The 16444-nt window shown below is 66.6% G+C and carries 15 protein-coding genes; 9 read left to right on the top strand and 6 right to left on the bottom strand.

Features of this window, described 5'->3' with window-relative positions; genetic code table 11:
* Window positions 1-62 precede the first annotated feature (62 nt).
* Window positions 63-968, top strand: coding sequence for a LysR family transcriptional regulator (locus tag FOC84_RS10765; RefSeq protein ID WP_173144411.1), 906 nt, complete (start codon window positions 63-65; stop codon window positions 966-968).
* Window positions 969-986: 18 nt separating this feature from the next.
* Here FOC84_RS10765 and FOC84_RS10770 read toward each other — a convergent pair whose 3' ends face one another.
* Window positions 987-1760, bottom strand: coding sequence for an IclR family transcriptional regulator (locus tag FOC84_RS10770; protein ID WP_173144412.1), 774 nt, complete (start codon window positions 1758-1760; stop codon window positions 987-989).
* Window positions 1761-1972: 212 nt separating this feature from the next.
* Here FOC84_RS10770 and FOC84_RS10775 point away from each other — a divergent pair, with 212 nt between their 5' ends.
* From FOC84_RS10775 to FOC84_RS10785, 3 genes are read left to right on the top strand one after another with little or no spacing between them, the layout of a single operon-like run.
* A complete protein-coding gene (locus tag FOC84_RS10775) occupies window positions 1973-3031 on the top strand; it encodes a CobW family GTP-binding protein (protein WP_173144413.1) in 1059 nt (352 codons plus the stop codon).
* 34 nt (window positions 3032-3065) lie between these two features.
* Window positions 3066-4445, top strand: coding sequence for a dihydroorotase (locus FOC84_RS10780; RefSeq protein ID WP_173144414.1), 1380 nt, complete (start codon window positions 3066-3068; stop codon window positions 4443-4445).
* 41 nt (window positions 4446-4486) lie between these two features.
* Complete coding sequence (locus FOC84_RS10785) at window positions 4487-5452, top strand: Bug family tripartite tricarboxylate transporter substrate binding protein (RefSeq protein ID WP_173144415.1); 966 nt, start codon at window positions 4487-4489, stop codon at window positions 5450-5452.
* A 98-nt stretch (window positions 5453-5550) separates the two neighbouring features.
* Here FOC84_RS10785 and FOC84_RS10790 read toward each other — a convergent pair whose 3' ends face one another.
* The 4 genes from FOC84_RS10790 to FOC84_RS10805 form a co-directional block, all read right to left on the bottom strand.
* On the bottom strand, window positions 5551-7077 hold the full coding sequence (locus tag FOC84_RS10790; protein WP_173144416.1) for a 3-hydroxyacyl-CoA dehydrogenase: 1527 nt from the start codon (window positions 7075-7077) through the stop codon (window positions 5551-5553).
* A gap of 34 nt (window positions 7078-7111) precedes the next feature.
* On the bottom strand, window positions 7112-8341 hold the full coding sequence (locus FOC84_RS10795) for a CaiB/BaiF CoA transferase family protein (protein ID WP_173144417.1): 1230 nt from the start codon (window positions 8339-8341) through the stop codon (window positions 7112-7114).
* Window positions 8342-8522: 181 nt separating this feature from the next.
* Window positions 8523-9671 carry an acyl-CoA dehydrogenase family protein gene (locus tag FOC84_RS10800; protein ID WP_173144418.1) on the bottom strand — a complete coding sequence of 383 codons (1149 nt, stop codon included), beginning with the start codon at window positions 9669-9671 and terminating at the stop codon, window positions 8523-8525.
* 48 nt (window positions 9672-9719) lie between these two features.
* On the bottom strand, window positions 9720-10343 hold the full coding sequence (locus FOC84_RS10805; RefSeq protein WP_173144419.1) for a TetR/AcrR family transcriptional regulator: 624 nt from the start codon (window positions 10341-10343) through the stop codon (window positions 9720-9722).
* A 180-nt stretch (window positions 10344-10523) separates the two neighbouring features.
* On the opposite strand from FOC84_RS10805, the gene FOC84_RS10810 reads away from it, so the two are divergent.
* Window positions 10524-11495 (top strand): NAD(P)H-dependent flavin oxidoreductase, encoded by a 972-nt coding sequence (locus tag FOC84_RS10810; RefSeq protein WP_088138043.1) that lies wholly within the window; start codon window positions 10524-10526, stop codon window positions 11493-11495.
* Complete coding sequence (locus tag FOC84_RS10815; protein WP_173144420.1) at window positions 11492-12229, top strand: enoyl-CoA hydratase-related protein; 738 nt, start codon at window positions 11492-11494, stop codon at window positions 12227-12229. Before FOC84_RS10810 ends, FOC84_RS10815 begins: the two co-directional genes overlap by 4 nt.
* Before the next feature lie 24 nt (window positions 12230-12253).
* Here the strand turns inward: FOC84_RS10815 and FOC84_RS10820 are convergent, their stop codons facing one another.
* Entirely contained in the window at window positions 12254-13087 is an 834-nt protein-coding gene (locus FOC84_RS10820) for an enoyl-CoA hydratase/isomerase family protein (protein WP_013391155.1), read from the bottom strand.
* 108 nt (window positions 13088-13195) lie between these two features.
* Between FOC84_RS10820 and FOC84_RS10825 the strand changes: the two genes are divergently transcribed.
* From FOC84_RS10825 to FOC84_RS10835, 3 genes are all read left to right on the top strand, one after another.
* On the top strand, window positions 13196-14056 hold the full coding sequence (locus FOC84_RS10825; protein WP_173144421.1) for an NAD(P)H-hydrate dehydratase: 861 nt from the start codon (window positions 13196-13198) through the stop codon (window positions 14054-14056).
* Between the two features lie 120 nt (window positions 14057-14176).
* A complete protein-coding gene (locus FOC84_RS10830; protein WP_088138009.1) occupies window positions 14177-14410 on the top strand; it encodes a hypothetical protein in 234 nt (77 codons plus the stop codon).
* 385 nt (window positions 14411-14795) lie between these two features.
* Window positions 14796-16409: an ABC transporter substrate-binding protein gene (locus tag FOC84_RS10835; protein WP_173144422.1), complete on the top strand. Its 1614-nt coding sequence runs from the start codon at window positions 14796-14798 to the stop codon at window positions 16407-16409.
* The last annotated feature ends 35 nt before the right edge of the window (window positions 16410-16444 follow it).

Here is a 16444-nt window from a genome sequence, read left to right on the forward strand (position 1 = left end):
GGCTAAGGCAGCCGGCCCCTCCGGTTAAGTTCCGATTTGAACGTCATTGATAGACAAAAAGAATGAATCTGACGACGAGACAACTGCGCATCTTCGTGCTGCTGGCAGAGACCCTGAGTTTCCAGAGAACGGCCGAGATGCTGCATGTGACTCAGCCCACGCTGAGCAAATTGCTGAAGGAAACGGAAGAGACGCTGGGGGTCAAACTCTTCGAGCGCACCACCCGCATGGTGCGCCTGTCGCGCGAAGGCCAGGACATCCTGGAGATCGCGCGCAAGATCACGGCGCTGCATGAGAAAGGCATGCTGGAACTGGACCAGCGGCTGCGCGACCGCAACGACCGCGTCGCCGTCGCGGCCTTGCCCACGCTTGCGGCCTCGCTCATTCCACTGTTGATCCAAAGCCTTGCGCGCAAGCACCCGCGGGTCCGGGTGGAGGTCTACGATCCCATCGCCAGCGAGGCCTTGCAATTGCTGCGCGAGCGGCGAGTGGACATCGCCGTGACCACGATGAACGAGGAAGGCGCTTCCGATCTCGTCTATCAGGAATTGTTTACCGAGCCCTTCGCGCTGTTCCACAACGCCCAGATCAAGCCGGAGGTTACGCGTTGGATGCCCATGGAACTGGCCCGGCTGCCCTTGATCAGCATGCCGCCCGGCACCAGCGTGCGCGTGCTGACCGAGCGCGCCTTCCAGGCCGCGTCCCAGCCCTTCAATCCGCTCTATTCCCTGCGGGACCTGAACACCATTGCACGCTTCGTGCAACACAACTGCGGTATTGCGCTGTTGCCGGAATCGTCGCTGGACAACGCGACGCAGCGCGGCGTGCGCAAGACCCGCCTACAGCAAGCGCTAACGCGCTCGGTCGGCATGTATATCCGGCGGGAGAGCCAGCCCTCGGGGTTGCTGCGTCACACCTTGAATGAATTGCGCCGCCTGGGCCGGGACCGCCAGTTGCGAGCCGATTGAGCGGCCTGGGGCCCGTATTCAGGCGCGGGCCACCCAGGCGCCGTCAACCTCGGCCAACTCGCTGCTGATCTGGCCGGCGGCCTCGATGACCGCCGCGCGGAAGGGCTCGAGACGGCAATGCTCGGTGCGCACGATCAGGCTCAATCCGGCCACCACGCGCTGCTCCAGGAAAATGGGCGCCGCGATGCCTATGGTCCCCGGCGTGATCTCGGAATCGCTGACGGCCACGCCCGCCTCGCGGATGGCATCGAGTTCCTGGCACAGATCCTTCAGGCTCTTCCAGTGCGAAATGGCGCGCACTTCCTCTTCATGGGCCAGGTACATGCGCTCCAGGGCGCGGCGGCTCTGGTGCGCCAGGATGACTTTGGAGGTCGCGCCGCGGAACATCGGCATGGTGGCGCCGCGTTCATAGCGGCCGACGCGCGCGGCAGGATCGCCGATTTCCTGGTGGATGCACATGACCTTGTCCTGGTAGCTGCGCGTGAGCACCGAGGCCGACGAGGGCGTGGTCGCCTCCACCAGCCGCCGCATCAGCGGCTCCGCCACCTTGAGCAAGGGGTCGCCATGGCGCATCAGCAGGTCGAAATGGGCAAACGTGGGCCCCAGCACGTAGCGTGCGCCCATGACCGGGGTCAGGAAATCAGCGCGCACCAGCTCCTGCACGTCGCGGTAGGCCGAGCTGACGGAGACGTCCATTTCGACGGCGATTTCCTCGACCGACCATGCGGCGCGCCTGTCATAGAGCTGCAGGATGTGCAGTATCCGGTTGCGCGTCCTGATTTCACCCGCCACGTCGACCTCTCTCTATCGTTGCGCCTGCGCGGCGCGTGATTTCGCATCCATTGCGAAATTTCATTTCTCCGCGATTCTAGCAGCGTCATCTCCCCCCGCTGGGCCGAGGCACGCCACGTGAAATCAGGGGGACTTGCCAAAGCTTCAACTCGATGCAAAAATCCATTTAATCGCAATGGTTGCGAATTTAATGTTTTTTGCAAAGGTAGATCATGGCAAACGGCGAGACCTCCGAAACGCGCATTCCGGTCACTTTGCTGACGGGCTTCCTGGGCAGCGGCAAGACCACCCTGCTGAATCACTGGCTGCGCGACCCGGCGCTGGCCGATGCGGCGGTCATCGTCAACGAGTTCGGGGAAATCGGCATCGATCACGCGCTGATCGCCAGCAGCAACGACAACACCATCGAACTGAGCACGGGATGCCTGTGCTGCACGGTGCAAGGCGATCTGGTCGAGACGCTGCGCGACCTGCGCGCCAAGCGCAGCGCCGGCCAGATCCCGGCTTTTGACCGCGTCCTGATAGAGACCACGGGCATGGCCGACGTGGTGCCGGTCATCCAGGCCTTGATGACGTTTCCGGTGGCGCGTTCGTTTCGCCTGAGCCGCGTGCTGACCGTGGTGGACGCCGTCAACGGTCCGGCCACCCTCGCGGCACACCCGGAGGCCGTCAAGCAAGTGGCTGTCGCCGATGCCTTGATCGTCACCAAGACCGATCTGCCCGGCGCGCGCGTCGCGGCGCTGGTGGACACGCTGGCGCGCGCCAACCCCGGCGCCACGCGCGTGGTCTGCAACCCCGCGGCCCGGCCGGATGCCACCGTGCTGGACGGGCCTGACGTCTATGACGTGGACGTGCGCCCGGAGCAGGCCCGGCTATGGCTCAACGCCGCGCCCTATGCGGACGGGCACGGACATCATCATGAACACACGCATGCCCACGACCATGCGCGCATCGACAGCTTCTGCCTGGACTTCGCCGACCCCTTGCACTGGCCGCAAGTCAGCGCCTGGCTGGATGCGCTGGTCATGGCGCATCCGGACGAGCTGTTGCGCGTGAAGGGCATCCTGCACATAGCCGGCCACGAACGCCCCATCGTGCTGCAAGCGGTGCAGCGCCTGTTCCATCCGCCTACCGAGTTGCCGCAATGGCCCGACACGGACCGGCAATCCCGCATGGTTTTCATCACCAAGGGCCTGAGCAAGGACTACGTCATGCAGGTCTGGGACACGGTGCGCCAGCGCGCCCTCCCGCCTGCCGCCCGCGCGGCCTGATCGTTTTGGCATTCCCCCTCACAAGGAAAACAGCATGGACACTTTGATCAAGAACGGCCTGGTGGTCACTCCCCAGGGACAGGTGCGCGCCTCCATCGGCATCCGCGACGGCAAGATCGCCGGCTTGTACGAGGCCGGCAGCGAGCCCGACGCGCGCAACGTCATCGATGCCAGCGGCCTGGCAGTATTGCCCGGCGCCATCGATATGCACTCGCACCACCGCCAGGGCTCGCAGAAGGGCTTCGAGTACAAGGACACCATCCTCACCGCCACGCAGCAATGCGCGGCCGGCGGCGTCACCACCAGCGTGGGCATGCCCAACGTCAATCCGCCGCCCAACTCGCTGGACCTGCTGGAAAAGCAGTTCGCCATCTACCGCAGCGACGCCGTGGTCGACTGGAACTTCAACCCGGCGCCAACGATAGAGTCGGAAATGGAAGCCATGACCGCCACGGGCATTGCGGCGTTCAAGATCTTCATGGTGGTGGACACGGGTCGAGACTACCCGCACATGCCCGGCATCGGCGTGCATGACCACGGCAAGCTGCTGCGCATCATGCAGCGCTGCGCCGAACTGGACGTACCCTTGATGGTGCATCCCCACGACCAAGCCCTGATGGATGTGATCGAACAGACCTACTGGGACCGGGGCGAACGCGACGCTCTTGCCTACGCACGCGCCTACGCCGCCCATGACGGCGTGATCTGGGAAACCGCCATCGCCACCCTGCTGCGGCTGCAGAAGGCGGCCGGCTGCCATCTGCACATCCTGCACACCCAGACCGCCGGCAGCGTGCAGCTCATCCGCGAGGCCAAGGCGGCAGGCCAGAAGGTCACTTGCGAAATCAATCCCTGGGCCTTGTTCCTGGGTTGCGAATGGTCGGCCATCCAGCGCCTGGGCTCGTATGCGCTGTCGTACTGGGTGCCGGAGAAGAACGTGCCCGGCTTGTGGGAAGGCCTCAACGACGGCACGATCGACATCATCGCCACCGACCATGCGCCGCACACGCGCGAAGAAAAGGAAGTGGGCTGGACCGATGGCTGGAAGGCCCATACCGGCACGCCGTCGACGCAGTTCTACCTGAGCATGTTCCTGACGGCGGCCCAGGAAGGCAAGATCAGCCTGGAGCGCGTGGCCGAGGCATGTTCCGCCAAGCCCGCGGAGTTGTTCCGGCTGCGCGACAAGGGCGAGATCCGCGCGGGCCTGGACGCCGACCTGGTGCTGGTCGACCTGGAGACGGAATACGAAGTGCGCGACGAGGACGTGCTCAGCCTGGTGGGCTGGAGTCCCTATGCCGGCCGCCGCCTCAAGGGCAAGCCGGTGCACACGCTGGTGCGCGGCGCCACGGTGTATGCGGACGGTAAAGTGGTCGGCGCCAAGGGCGGCGGCCAGATGGCTGCCGCGACCCGCTGAGGTCAAGGCCGCGCAATACTACGACTCAAGGGGAAAACATCATGAATCGTCGTCAGTTCTCGCGGCTGCTGGCCTCTGCGCCATTGCTGCTGCCCGCGCTGGTCCGCGCCCAGGAAGGGGCCGCCATCACGTTGATCGTGCCTTACCCGCCTGGCGGCAACACCGACTATGTGGCGCGCATTACCTCCGATTCGCTGCGCCGCACCTTGGGTTCGTCGGTCGTCGTGAAGAACCAGGCCGGCGCAGGCGGAACCATCGCCACCGATGCGCTGATACGCTCGCGCAACGACGGCAACACGCTGATGGTGGGTTCGATCGGCCAGGTTTCGCTGGTGCGCTTCCTGTTCAATGTGCGTTACGACCCGTTGAACGATCTGGTGCCGGTCGCCAATATCGCCAGCAATCCGCTGGTGCTCACGGTGCCGTCCAGTTCGCGTTTCCAGAACCTGGCGCAGTTGATCGAGTATGGCCGGGCCAAACCGGGCGCGCTGACCGTTGCGCACGGCGGCGAAGGGTCGATGTCGCATATGTCGGTGCTGGTGTTTCTCAAGCGCGCCGGCATCGAGGCAACGCTGATCGGCTACCGGGGCGGCGCGCCTGCCCTGCTGGACACCATGGGCGGCACGACCGATCTTTACTCGGCCAACATCTCCGAAATCCTGCCGTACAAGGACAGCGGCCGCATACGCTTCCTGGGCGTGTCCAGCCGCCAGCCCGTGCCTCAGCTGCCCGGCGTGCCAGCCATCGCCGACACCATCTCCGGACACGAGATCGAAACCTGGAATGGCCTGTTCGCGCCGCCCGGCACGCCCACCGAGGTGGTGGACAGGCTGGCCGACGCCGTTCAGGCCATGCTGCGTGACCCGGACGTGCTGAGCAAATTCGACGCGTCCGGCAGCCAGCCGCGGGCGGGCGAGGTGAAAGAGAAGTTCGCTCGCCGGATCCGCGACGACATCGCGTTGTGGACCCCTCTGGTGTCCCTGATCGGCGTCAAGCCGGCGAACTGAGGCGGCCGGCCCCACAAAAAAGGCCCGCAAGACACGAAGTCTTGCGGGCCTTTTTTTGCGCATGCCAGGGCGGCGCCTGCCATGCGCATCCCATCACATCACTGCTCGCCAGCCGCCTTGGTCAGCGACATGCCGAGCTGCACACGGCGCTGCAGCCACAGGCTGGGGCGATAGCGTGGATCGCCGGTCACGCGCTGCATGCTCTTCAGGATTTCCAGGATGCGGTCGGCGCCGAGCTTGTCGCCCAGGGCCAGCGGACCCACCGGATAGCCCAGGCCCAGCGTCACCGCCAGATCGATGTCCTTGGGCGTGGCGATCTGCTGCTGCGCGATGTCGCTGGCGATGTTGACGATGGTGGCGACGATGCGCTGGGCGATGAAGCCGGGCGAATCCTCGATCACCGTGACGGGCACGCCGTCCGCGGCCAACAGCGCGTGCGCGGCGTCGCGCCACTTGGCTTCGGTGGCCGGCGACACCATGATGGTGCGGCGCTTGGCGCTGTCGAAGGCGTAGAGCGTGTCCAGGCCGACCGTGCGGGCCGCGTTCAGGCCTTGCGCGGAAACGGTGGTGGAGACGTCTTCGCCGTAAGGCGTGACCAGGATGAGCGCGTCGGCGTCGGGCGTGGAGCCGGTCACCAGCGTGGCGCCCAGCTTTTCCACCAGCGCGGCGGCGCGGGCGTAGCCTTCGGCATGCTTGGGGCTGACCCAGACCTTCAGGTTCTCGGGCAGCGCGGGCACGGGCGGCTCGGCCGGCACCTGCTTCTGGCCGTCGGCGTAGACGTAGAAGCCTTCGCCGGCCTTGCGGCCGATCAGGCCGCCGGCCAGGCGCACGGTGGTGATGGGCGAGGGGCGGAAGCGCGGTTCGTCGAAGAACTGGCGGTAGATGGATTCCATGACCGGGTGGGACACGTCCAGCGCCGTCAGGTCCAGCAGTTCGAAGGGACCCATGCGGAAACCGGCCTGCTCGCGCATGACGGCGTCGACCTGGGCGAAGGTCGCCACGGCTTCCTGCGCCACGCGCAAGCCTTCGGTATTCATGCCGCGGCCGGCGTGATTGACGATGAAGCCCGGCATGTCCTTGGCGCGCACGGGCGTGTGGCCCATGCGGCGGGCCAGCTCGGCCAGCGCGTCGCCGACTTCGGGCGCGCTGCGCAGGCCGTCGATGACTTCGACCACCTTCATCAGCGCGACGGGGTTGAAGAAGTGGTAGCCGGCCACGCGCTGCGGACGCTTGCAGGCGGCGGCGATGGCGGTGATCGACAGCGACGAGGTGTTCGACGCCAGGATGCAGTCTTCAGCCACCACGCCTTCCAGCGCGGCGAACAAGTCGCGCTTGACGTCCAGGCGCTCGACAATGGCTTCCACCACCAGCTGGCAGTTCGACATGTCGGTCAACGCGGTGGCGGATTCCACGCGCTCCAGCGCCGCCTGCGCGTCGGCGGCGCTCATCTTGCCTTTCTGGGCCAGCTTGTCCCAGGTCTGGCGCAACGATTCGCGCGCCGCCGCCACGGCGTCCGCGCTGGTGTCGTACAGGCGCACGCGCAGCCCGGCTTGCGCCGCGATCTGCGCAATGCCGCGCCCCATGGCCCCGGCGCCGACGACGCCGATGGTTTGAATCTCCTTCATCAACACTCTCCTGCTTTCTTTTATTGGATGGGGTTCAGGGCCGGCTCTGCGCCAGCGCCAGGATTTCTTCGGCCGACAGGCCCAGCTTCTCGGACAGCACCTGCTCGGTGTGTTCGCCCAGCATGGGCGGCGGACGGCGGTACTCGACCGGGCTGTCGGAAAACTTCAACGGGCTGGAAGCAATGGGCACCGTGCCCGCGGTCGGATGCGGCATTTCTCGCTTCATGCCGCGCGCCAGGACCTGCGGGTCTTCGTAGACCTGGTCCAGCGTATTGATGGGGCCGGCCGGCACGCCCACGGCTTCCAGCGCGGCCAGCCAGTGGTCGCGCGCGCCGGTGGCCATGCGTTCGGTCAGCAGCGGCACCAGCTCGGCGCGGTTCTTCACGCGCTGCGGATTGGTGGCAAAGCGCGGGTCGGCCGACAACTCGGGCAGGCCGATCGCGCCGCAGTAATTGCGGAACTGGCTGTCGTTGCCGACCGCCACGATCAGGTGGCCGTCGCTGGCCGCGAACACCTGGTAGGGCACCAGGTTCTGGTGCGCGTTGCCGGCGCGCTTGGGCGCCACGCCCGAGGTCATGTAATTGAGGTTCTGGTTGGCCAGCATGCTGACCTGGCAGTCCAGCAGCGCCATGTCGATGTGCTGGCCCAGGCCGCTGCGCGAGCGCTCGTGCAGCGCGGCCAGGATGCCGACCGTGGAGTACATGCCGGTCATCAGGTCGGTCACGGCCACGCCGGCCTTCTGCGGACCGCCGCCAGGCAGGTCGTCGCGTTCGCCGGTAATGCTCATCAGGCCGCCCATGCCCTGGATCATGAAGTCATAGCCGGGGCGGCTGGCGTAGGGGCCGGTCTGGCCGAAGCCGGTGATGGAGCAGTAGATCAGGCGCGGATTGAGTTCCTTCAGGCTTTCGTAGTCCAGGCCGTATTTGGACAGGCCGCCCACCTTGAAGTTTTCCACCAGGATGTCGCTTTGCAGCGCCAGTTCGCGCACCAGCTCGGCGCCGCGCGGCGAAGCGATATCCAGCGCCACCGACAGCTTGTTGCGGTTGGCGGACAGGTAATAGGCTGCTTCCGTGGTGTCGTTGCCCGCCTCGTCCTTCAGGTAGGGAGGCCCCCAGGCCCGGGTGTCGTCGCCCGCGCCGGGGCGTTCGATCTTGATGACCTCGGCGCCTAGGTCGGCAAGGTTCTGGGTGCACCAGGGACCCGCCAGGACGCGGGTGAGGTCCAGCACGCGTATGCCGGTAAGGGGAGCGGGACGTTGCGACATTAGTCTTTTCGCTAGAAGAGAAATGAAAACGTCTGGCTTGCGGCGGCGCGCAAGCCAGACTGGAATTCCGTCATGCCGGCGGCGCGCGGCCGCTGGCGCGTCATATTCCGGCGCGGCCAGGGGCCGGCGCCGGATCACCGTCAGTCATGCAGGATATTAGCCTCTTGCGCCGGATCCGCGCTCAGGAATGCGCCTTGATGGTTTCGCGGGCGATCACCAACTGCTGGATCTGCGAAGTGCCCTCGAAGATGCGGAACAGGCGCACGTCGCGGTAGAAGCGTTCAACGGCGTACTCGGACATGTAGCCCGCGCCGCCGTGGATCTGCACCGCGCGGTCGGCCACGCGGCCCACCATTTCGGTGGCGTAAAGCTTGCTGCAGGCGGCCTGCATGGTGGTGTTTTCACCGCGGTCGCGCATGCGGGCGGCGTCCAGCACCATGCAGCGCGCCGCGTAGAGTTCGGCCTGGCTGTCGGCGATCATGGCCTGGATCAGCTGGAATTCGGCGATGGGCTGGCCGAATTGCTTACGCTCGATGGCGTACTTGACGGCGTCGCTCAACAGACGGTCGGCAATGCCCACGCACAGCGCGGAAATATGCAGGCGGCCCTTGTCCAGCACCCGCATCGAGGTGCGGAAGCCATTGCCTTCTTCTCCGCCCAGCAGCGCGCTGGCCGGGACGCGGCAGTTGTCGAACACCACGTCGCTGGTCAGGGCGCCGGCCTGGCCCATCTTCTTGTCGGGCTTGCCGATGGAGAGGCCTGGCGTGCCGGCTTCGACCAGGAAGCACGAAATGGAATTGGCGCGGCGTTCCGGCGCAGTGCGCGCCATGACCGAGAACAGGCCGGCGATAGGCGCGTTGGTGATGTAGCGCTTGGTGCCGTTGAGCACGTAGCTGTCGCCGTCGCGCACGGCGGACAGGCGCAGCGCCATCGCGTCGGAGCCGGCGTCGGGTTCGGTCAGCGCGAACGAGCCTATCAGTTCGCCGCTGGCCAGCTTGGGCAGGTAGCGGGCGCGCTGCTCGTCGGTGCCGGCCAGCACGATGGCCTGCGAGCCGATGCCGATGTTGGTGCCAGCCAGCGAGCGGAAGGCGGGCGAGGTCTGCCCCAGCTCGAAGACCACGCGCACTTCCTCTTCCATGGTCAGGCCCAGGCCGCCGTGGTCGGGCGAGATGGACAGGCCGAACAGGCCCAGCTCGCGCATCTCGTTGACGATGTCGGGCGGCACCTGGCCGCTTTCGGCCAGTTCGTCTTCGGCGGGGATCAGGCGTTCGTGCACGAAGCGGCGCACGGCGTCCAGCAGCAGGTTCAGGGTTTCGGTGTCGAGGGCCATGATGGAAGTCTCAAGAAAATGCGGGGCAAGCCGGGGGACAGCCGCGCCTCAGGCGCGCATGCCTCCGACCAGTAGATCGAAATAACCGGCGGCGATGGCTTCGGCGCTGTCGCCCTGGCCGGGCTTGTACCAGCGCACCATCCAATTCAGCATGGACAGCACGGCGCGGCCCGCCGCGGCCACGTCCAGCGCGCGGAACTCGCCGCTGGTGACACCCTGTGCGATCAGTTCGCGCAGGCGCTTTTCGTAGCCGTCGCGCAGCCGGGCCGCGTCTTCGCGTTCGGTCAGGGCCATGCCGGAATAGCCGATCAGCATGGTGACGAATTCGGCGTGGTGCTGTTCGAAGTAGCGCGCGTGGCCGACCATGAAGGCGCGCAGCCGGGCGGTGGCGCCCTCGGCCCGCGCCACGTCCTGGGCCACGGCCTGGGTCAGGCCGCTGAGCACGACCAGGATGATGGCGTCGTAGATGTCCTGCTTGGTGGTGTAGTAGTGGTAGATGGCGGCCTTGGACACGCCCAGCGCGGCGGCCAGGTCCGACACGGAGCTGCCGTCATAGCCGCTGCGGGCGAAAAGCTTGGCGGCTTCTTCCAGGATGCGTTCGCGGGGAGCCGCCACGGTGGGCGGACGGCCGGCGCGGGCGCGCTTCTGGGCGGGAGGGGCGGAGGTCGCCATGGCTGCCTTTGCAGGGGCCGCGCCGCAGCTGCCGGAGGGACTCGCGTACCTCCATTGACAGCGCTTTGGCGCATGCCGTTTAATAAGGATTAATTAATTACCGGACGGTCGGTAGGTAATTATAGGCACACCCGACTACGATGCTCAAGCCCTCTTGTGACCTTTTTCCGCGACGACGCCATGCCCCATTCTCTCGTGACTGATTTGTACGGCCAGATGTCCCTGCCGGTCATCTGCGCCCCCATGTTCATCGTGTCCAACCCCAAGCTGGTGGTGGCGCAGTGCACCAGCGGCATCGTGGGTTCGTTCCCCGCGCTGAACGCGCGTCCGCAGAGCCTGCTGACCGACTGGCTGGACGAAGTCCAGGCCGGCCTGGCCTCGCACCGCGAGGCCAACCCCGGCGCGACGGTGGCGCCGTTCGCGGTCAACCAGATCATCCACCAGTCCAACGACCGGCTGGAGCAGGACCTGGCCGTGTGCGCCAGCCACCGCGTACCGCTCATCATCACCAGCCTGCGCGCTCCCGGCGACCTGGTCAAAGGCGTGCATGACTGGGGCGGCAAGGTGTTCCATGACGTGACCACGATCCGCCACGCCGAAAAAGCGCTGGAGGCCGGCGTGGACGGCTTGATCCTGGTGTGCGCCGGGGCTGGCGGCCACGCCGGCACGCTCAGCCCCTTCGCGCTGGTGTCCGAAGTGCGCCGCTTCTACGACGGCCCGCTGATCCTGTCGGGCGCGATCACCTCGGGCGCGCACATCCTGGCCGCCCAGGCCATGGGCGCGGACTTCGCCTACATGGGCACGCGCTTCATCGCCAGCGAGGAAGCCAACGCCAGCGAAGGCTACAAATCCGCCATCGTCGACGCCAGCGCCTCGGACATCCTGTACACCCCGTTCTTCACCGGCATCCCCGGCAACTACCTGAAGGCCAGCATTGCCGCCGCCGGGCTGGACCCGGCCAACCTGCCCCAGCCCGACAGCGGCGCGTCCAATTTCGGCTCCAGCCGGGTCAAGCCCTGGAAGGACATCTGGGGCGCGGGCCAGGGCGTGGGCGGCATCGCCAGCGTGCAGCCGACGCGCCGGATCGTGGACACGTTGCGTAGCGAGTATGCGGACGCGCGGGCCCGCCTGGCCGGCGACTTCGGCGCATGAGCGCCGGGCTGCAGGTCAGCCGCGACGGCGCGGTGCTGACGCTCACCATCAACCGCCCGGACCGCCGCAACGCGCTGGACACGGCCACCTATGCCGCGCTGACCGAACAGATTGCGCTGGCGTCCGCCGACATGGCCGTGGCGGCCGTTGTCCTGACCGGCGCGGGCGAGCATTTCACGGCCGGCAACGACTTGCGCGACTTCCAGGCGGAACGCGGCGCGGGCGACAGCGCCGGCCTGACCTTCCTGCGCACGCTGGCGACGGCCGAGGTGCCGGTGATCGCCGCGGTCGAAGGCTACGCCATCGGCATAGGCGTGACCCTGCTGCAGCATTGCGATTTCGTTTACACCGGCGAAGGCGCCACCTTCCGCATCCCGTTCGTGGCGCTGGGCTTGTGCCCGGAAGGCGCGTCGAGCCTGCTGATGCCGCGGCTGGTTGGCGCTCGCCGTGCCGCCGAATGGCTGTTACAGGGCAAGGCGTTCACGGCGCAGGACGCCTGCGATGCCGGGCTGGCCACTTCGGTCACGGCCAAGGGCCAGGCGCTGGCCACGGCGCAAGCCACCGCCGCCGACCTGGAACGCCAGCCGCGCGCCGCGCTGCGTTTGACCAAGGCCATGCTGCGCCGCCCGGATCGCCAGGCAATCCAGGACACGCTGGACTACGAAGCCCAGCAATTCCGCATCCGCCTGCAATCCGAAGAGGCGCAGGCGGCGTTCGCGAAGTTCTTCAAGTAAGACGGGTGGACAATCCCCATCCCGTCAGAACGGCGAATCCGGCCGGAAGTTCGGCGCCCGGCGTTCGCGCAGGGACTGGATCCCTTCGCGCACGTCGGGGCCGCCAAAGCCCATGAATTCCAGCGCCAGCGACGTATCGAAGCTGGGCCCGGCCATGCGCAGCCAGTTGTTCAGCGAATACTTGGTCCAGCGGATGGCGGTCTGGGAACCCGCGGCGAGCTTGTTGGCGACTTCGAAAGCGCGGCCGATGAGTTCGGCCTCGTCCACGCACAGCGACACCAGGCCGATGCGCTCGGCTTCCTCGCCGGTCACGGTTTCGCACAACATCAGGTAGTACTTGGCGCGCGCCATGCCGCATAGCAGCGGCCAGACGATGGCGGCGTGGTCGCCTGCCGTCACGCCCAGACGGGTGTGGCCGTCGATGATGCGCGCGTCGCGGGCCGCGATGGAGATGTCGGCCAGCAGGCCCGCCACCAGGCCCGCGCCCACGGCCGCGCCATGCATGGCGGACACGATGGGCTTGTTGCAGTTGATGATGTTGTAGACCAGGTCGCGGGCCTCGCGCCAGACGCGGGTGCGCACGTCGAAATCGTCGGCCATCTGCTGCACCAGGTCCAGGTCGCCGCCGCCCGAAAAGCCCTTGCCCTCGCCGCGGATCACCACCACCCGGGTGTCCGGGTCGGTATCGATATCGCGCCAGATGTCGGCCAGCTCGCGGTGCATGCGGTCGTCGGCGGTGGAGAGCTTACCCGGCTTGCCGCCCTTGGCGCCCATGATCACCTCCAGCACCCCGCCGGGGTGCCGGCGCAGCTTCAGGGACTCATAGGCGGAATAGTGTTCCAGCGTGATGTCGCTCATGTTCGTCTCCATCTTGTCTTTTGGCCCAACCGGATGCCGGCTGGTTTGGGCGCACTATAGTAGATACGTGCCCTCGCGCCACGCCGATTACCTCAGGAGCCTCAGCCCATGAACACTACCGCCCCGACCGCCGGCGGCGTCATCGACCGCGCCGCCCTGCCCGCCCTGTTCGCGCGACGCGGCCAGGACACCCACAAGGGCAGTTTCGGCACGGTAGGCGTGGTGGGCGGCGGCCCCGGCATGGCTGGCGCGGCGCTGCTGGCCGCGCGGGCCGCACTGAAGATTGGCGCCGGCAAGGTGCTGGTCGGCTTTGCGCAGGAAGCCGCGCCCCTGGCTTGCGATCCCTTGCAGCCTGAGGTGATGCTGCGCGACGCCCGCTCCCTGCTGGAGGAAGACTGGGGCGTCACCGCCTGGGTGGCCGGCTGCGGCATCGGCACGGGCGCCCTGGCGGCCAATACGCTATCTGAGTTGTTCGTGCTGCGGCGCGGGGCGCCGTTGGTGTTGGACGCGGACGGCCTGAACCTGCTGGCCCGCGGCGACATTCAACCCAACTGGGGCGACGGCCCCGTGGTGCTGACGCCGCACCCGGCCGAAGCCGGACGCCTGCTGGGCATCGGCGCGGCCGAAGTGCAGGCCGACCGCCCGGACGCCGCCTGGCAACTGGCGCAGCGCTACCGGGCCTGGGTGGTACTGAAGGGCGCGGGCACCGTGGTCTGCGCCCCTGATGGCGGACTGCACATCAATGCCAGCGGCAATCCGGGACTTGCCACTGCCGGAACCGGGGACGTATTGGCGGGCATGCTGGGCTCGCTGATCGCCCAGAAGCTGCCCCTGGACCAGGCCGTGGCCGGAGCCGTCTGGCTACACGGCGCGGCGGCGGACGCGCTGGTCGCTCAGGGTATTGGCCCTATCGGACTGACCGCCGGAGAGCTGGCGGATGCCGCCCGCGCCCTGCGAAACGCCAGCTAAGTCCCTGGGGAATAAACATTTTTACAACATATAGGGGTTTACCCTAAAAATAGCGTTGCATTGATCATAGGGTTATCCCTATAATGGTTTACACCAAGACGAAACGGACTGGAGCAAACCATGAGCGAACTGACCCTGAACCACACTGCCCGCCTGACCGACGCGCTGGAGCGCGATCTGCTCCGCGGCGCCCTCGAGAACCAACCGAATTCCCATCCGCTGACCAACCTGAAGAAGGCTGGTCAAGCCGTAGCCGCAGCTGTTGCCGCCGTGTTTTCCTTCATCGACGAAGTGAACGATTCGATGAACAAGGCCCGCGCCGCCAGCTCGCGCTTCTCCGGTTCGCAGTGGTAAGCCCTGCCGCGCCGGCCTGAATCGCGATCGATCTCCCGCGATTCAGCCTGGCGCAACCCCGCCACAACGCCCGCCGGCTTCCCGGCGCCCGTTGCGGCGGTTCTTCGGCGCCCAGTCCCTCACCCGGGCGCCATCGCGCCGCGCAGGCCTCCAGACGAGGCAGCGCGGCGCCCTCCCCCCCCTTCCTCTCCGCGTTTTCCCTAGCGCTGCGCTTGCCATTGCACATTGACAGTGCGCGAAGCCCCTACCGATAATCGGCCCCTTGCCGTCGTGCCCGGCGCCAAAACCCCCTGAGCCCCTTCCAGGCGACGCTGCATGCGCGGCTGGCGCAGGCTGGTTTACACGCAGGCGCGATCCGGTTCGTTTTCCATCCGGAGTTGTCACCATGAAGTTGCGCACCACCCTGGCCCTTGCGGCCGCCGCCATTCCCCTGGCCGCCGCCCAAGCCCAGACGCTGAAGATCGGCCTGTCGGCCGAGCCCACCTCGGCAGATCCCCACTATCACAAGATGACGCAGAACGACGCGTTCTCCGCGCACGTCTACAGTTCCCTGGTGGGCCGCAGCGCCGACATGAAGCTGGTGCCCGCACTGGCCACGTCGTGGAAGAACCTGGATGACCTGACCTGGGAATTCAAGCTGCGCGACGACGTCAAGTTCTCCAACGGCAAGCCGTTCACGTCCGAAGACGTGCTGTTCACGATCTGCCGCACGCTGAACAACGAAACCAACGTGTCGCAGTCCTACATGGACATGACCAAGCGCATCACCGACGTGCAGACGCCGGACGCGCACACGGTCATCATCAAGACCGGCGAACCCTTCCCCCTGATGCCCGCCGAACTGGCGCGCTCGCTGCCCATCGTCTGGAACGGCATCGTCGAGCACGGCAAGCTCACGTACGATCCCAAGAAGGGTTGCGGCGTGACGGGCGCCTGGCCTACCGTGGTCGACTTCAACAATGGCCGCGACGCGATCGGCACCGGCCCCTACACCCTGAAGTCCTACGTCAAGGGCACCGGCATCGAGCTGGTCCGCAATGAAAACTACTGGGGTCCCAAGCCGTACTGGAAGGAAGTGAAGTTCGTGCCGGTGCCGTCCGCCGGCCCGCGCCTGACCGGCTTGCTGTCGGGCGACTTCGACGTGATCGAAAACCCCGCCGCGCGCGACCTGCCGCGCCTGAAGGACAACCCCAAATTCGGTTTCGTCGCCACCCCGTCGACCCGCCTGGTGTTCTTCCAGCCGGACATCGGCCGCAACCCCAGCCCCTTCGTCAAGAGCGCCGACGGCAAGAACCCGCTGCAAGACCTGCGCGTGCGCAAGGCGATTTCGATGGCCATCGACCGCAAGACCATCACCGCCCGCATCATGGACGGCATGGCCACGCCCGCCTTCCAGTACATGCCCGACGGCATGTTCGGCGCGCTGCCCAAGGCGCCGGAAATCAAGTACGACCCCGAAGGCGCCAAGAAGCTGCTGGCCGAAGCCGGCTACCCGAACGGCTTTGAACTGACGCTGTCGTCGACCAACGACCGCTACGTCAACGACGGCCAGGTGGCGCAAGCCGTGGCCCAGTACCTGGCCCGCGTCGGCATCAAGACCAATGTGGACGCCATGACGGCCTCCATCTACTTCCCCAAGCGCGCCAAGCGCGAGTTCAGCTTCTCGATGGGCGGCTGGCCGGCGGAAACGGGTGAAGCCTCGGCGCTGTTCCAGCTGTGGGTGGCTTCCCTGGATTCCCCCAACAGCCTGGGCACCAGCAACTACGGCGGCTTCAGCAATGCCGACTTCGACAAGGTCTACAAGCAGGCCATCGTGACCGTCGACGCCCCCAAGCGCGAAAAGCTGCTGCAGGAATCCACCCAGATCGCGCTGGACAACGTGCCGCTGATCCCGCTGCACTTCGAAAGCAGCATCTGGGCCTTCCGCAAGGGCATCACCTACGAAGGCCGCCGCGACCAGTACACGCTGGCCACCTCGGTCACGCCCGAAAAGCAATGATCAGGTCCGCCTGAACGAGAAAACGGCTGCCTCGC

This window comes from Achromobacter pestifer, assembly GCF_013267355.1.
GTDB lineage: Bacteria > Pseudomonadota > Gammaproteobacteria > Burkholderiales > Burkholderiaceae_B > Achromobacter > Achromobacter pestifer_A.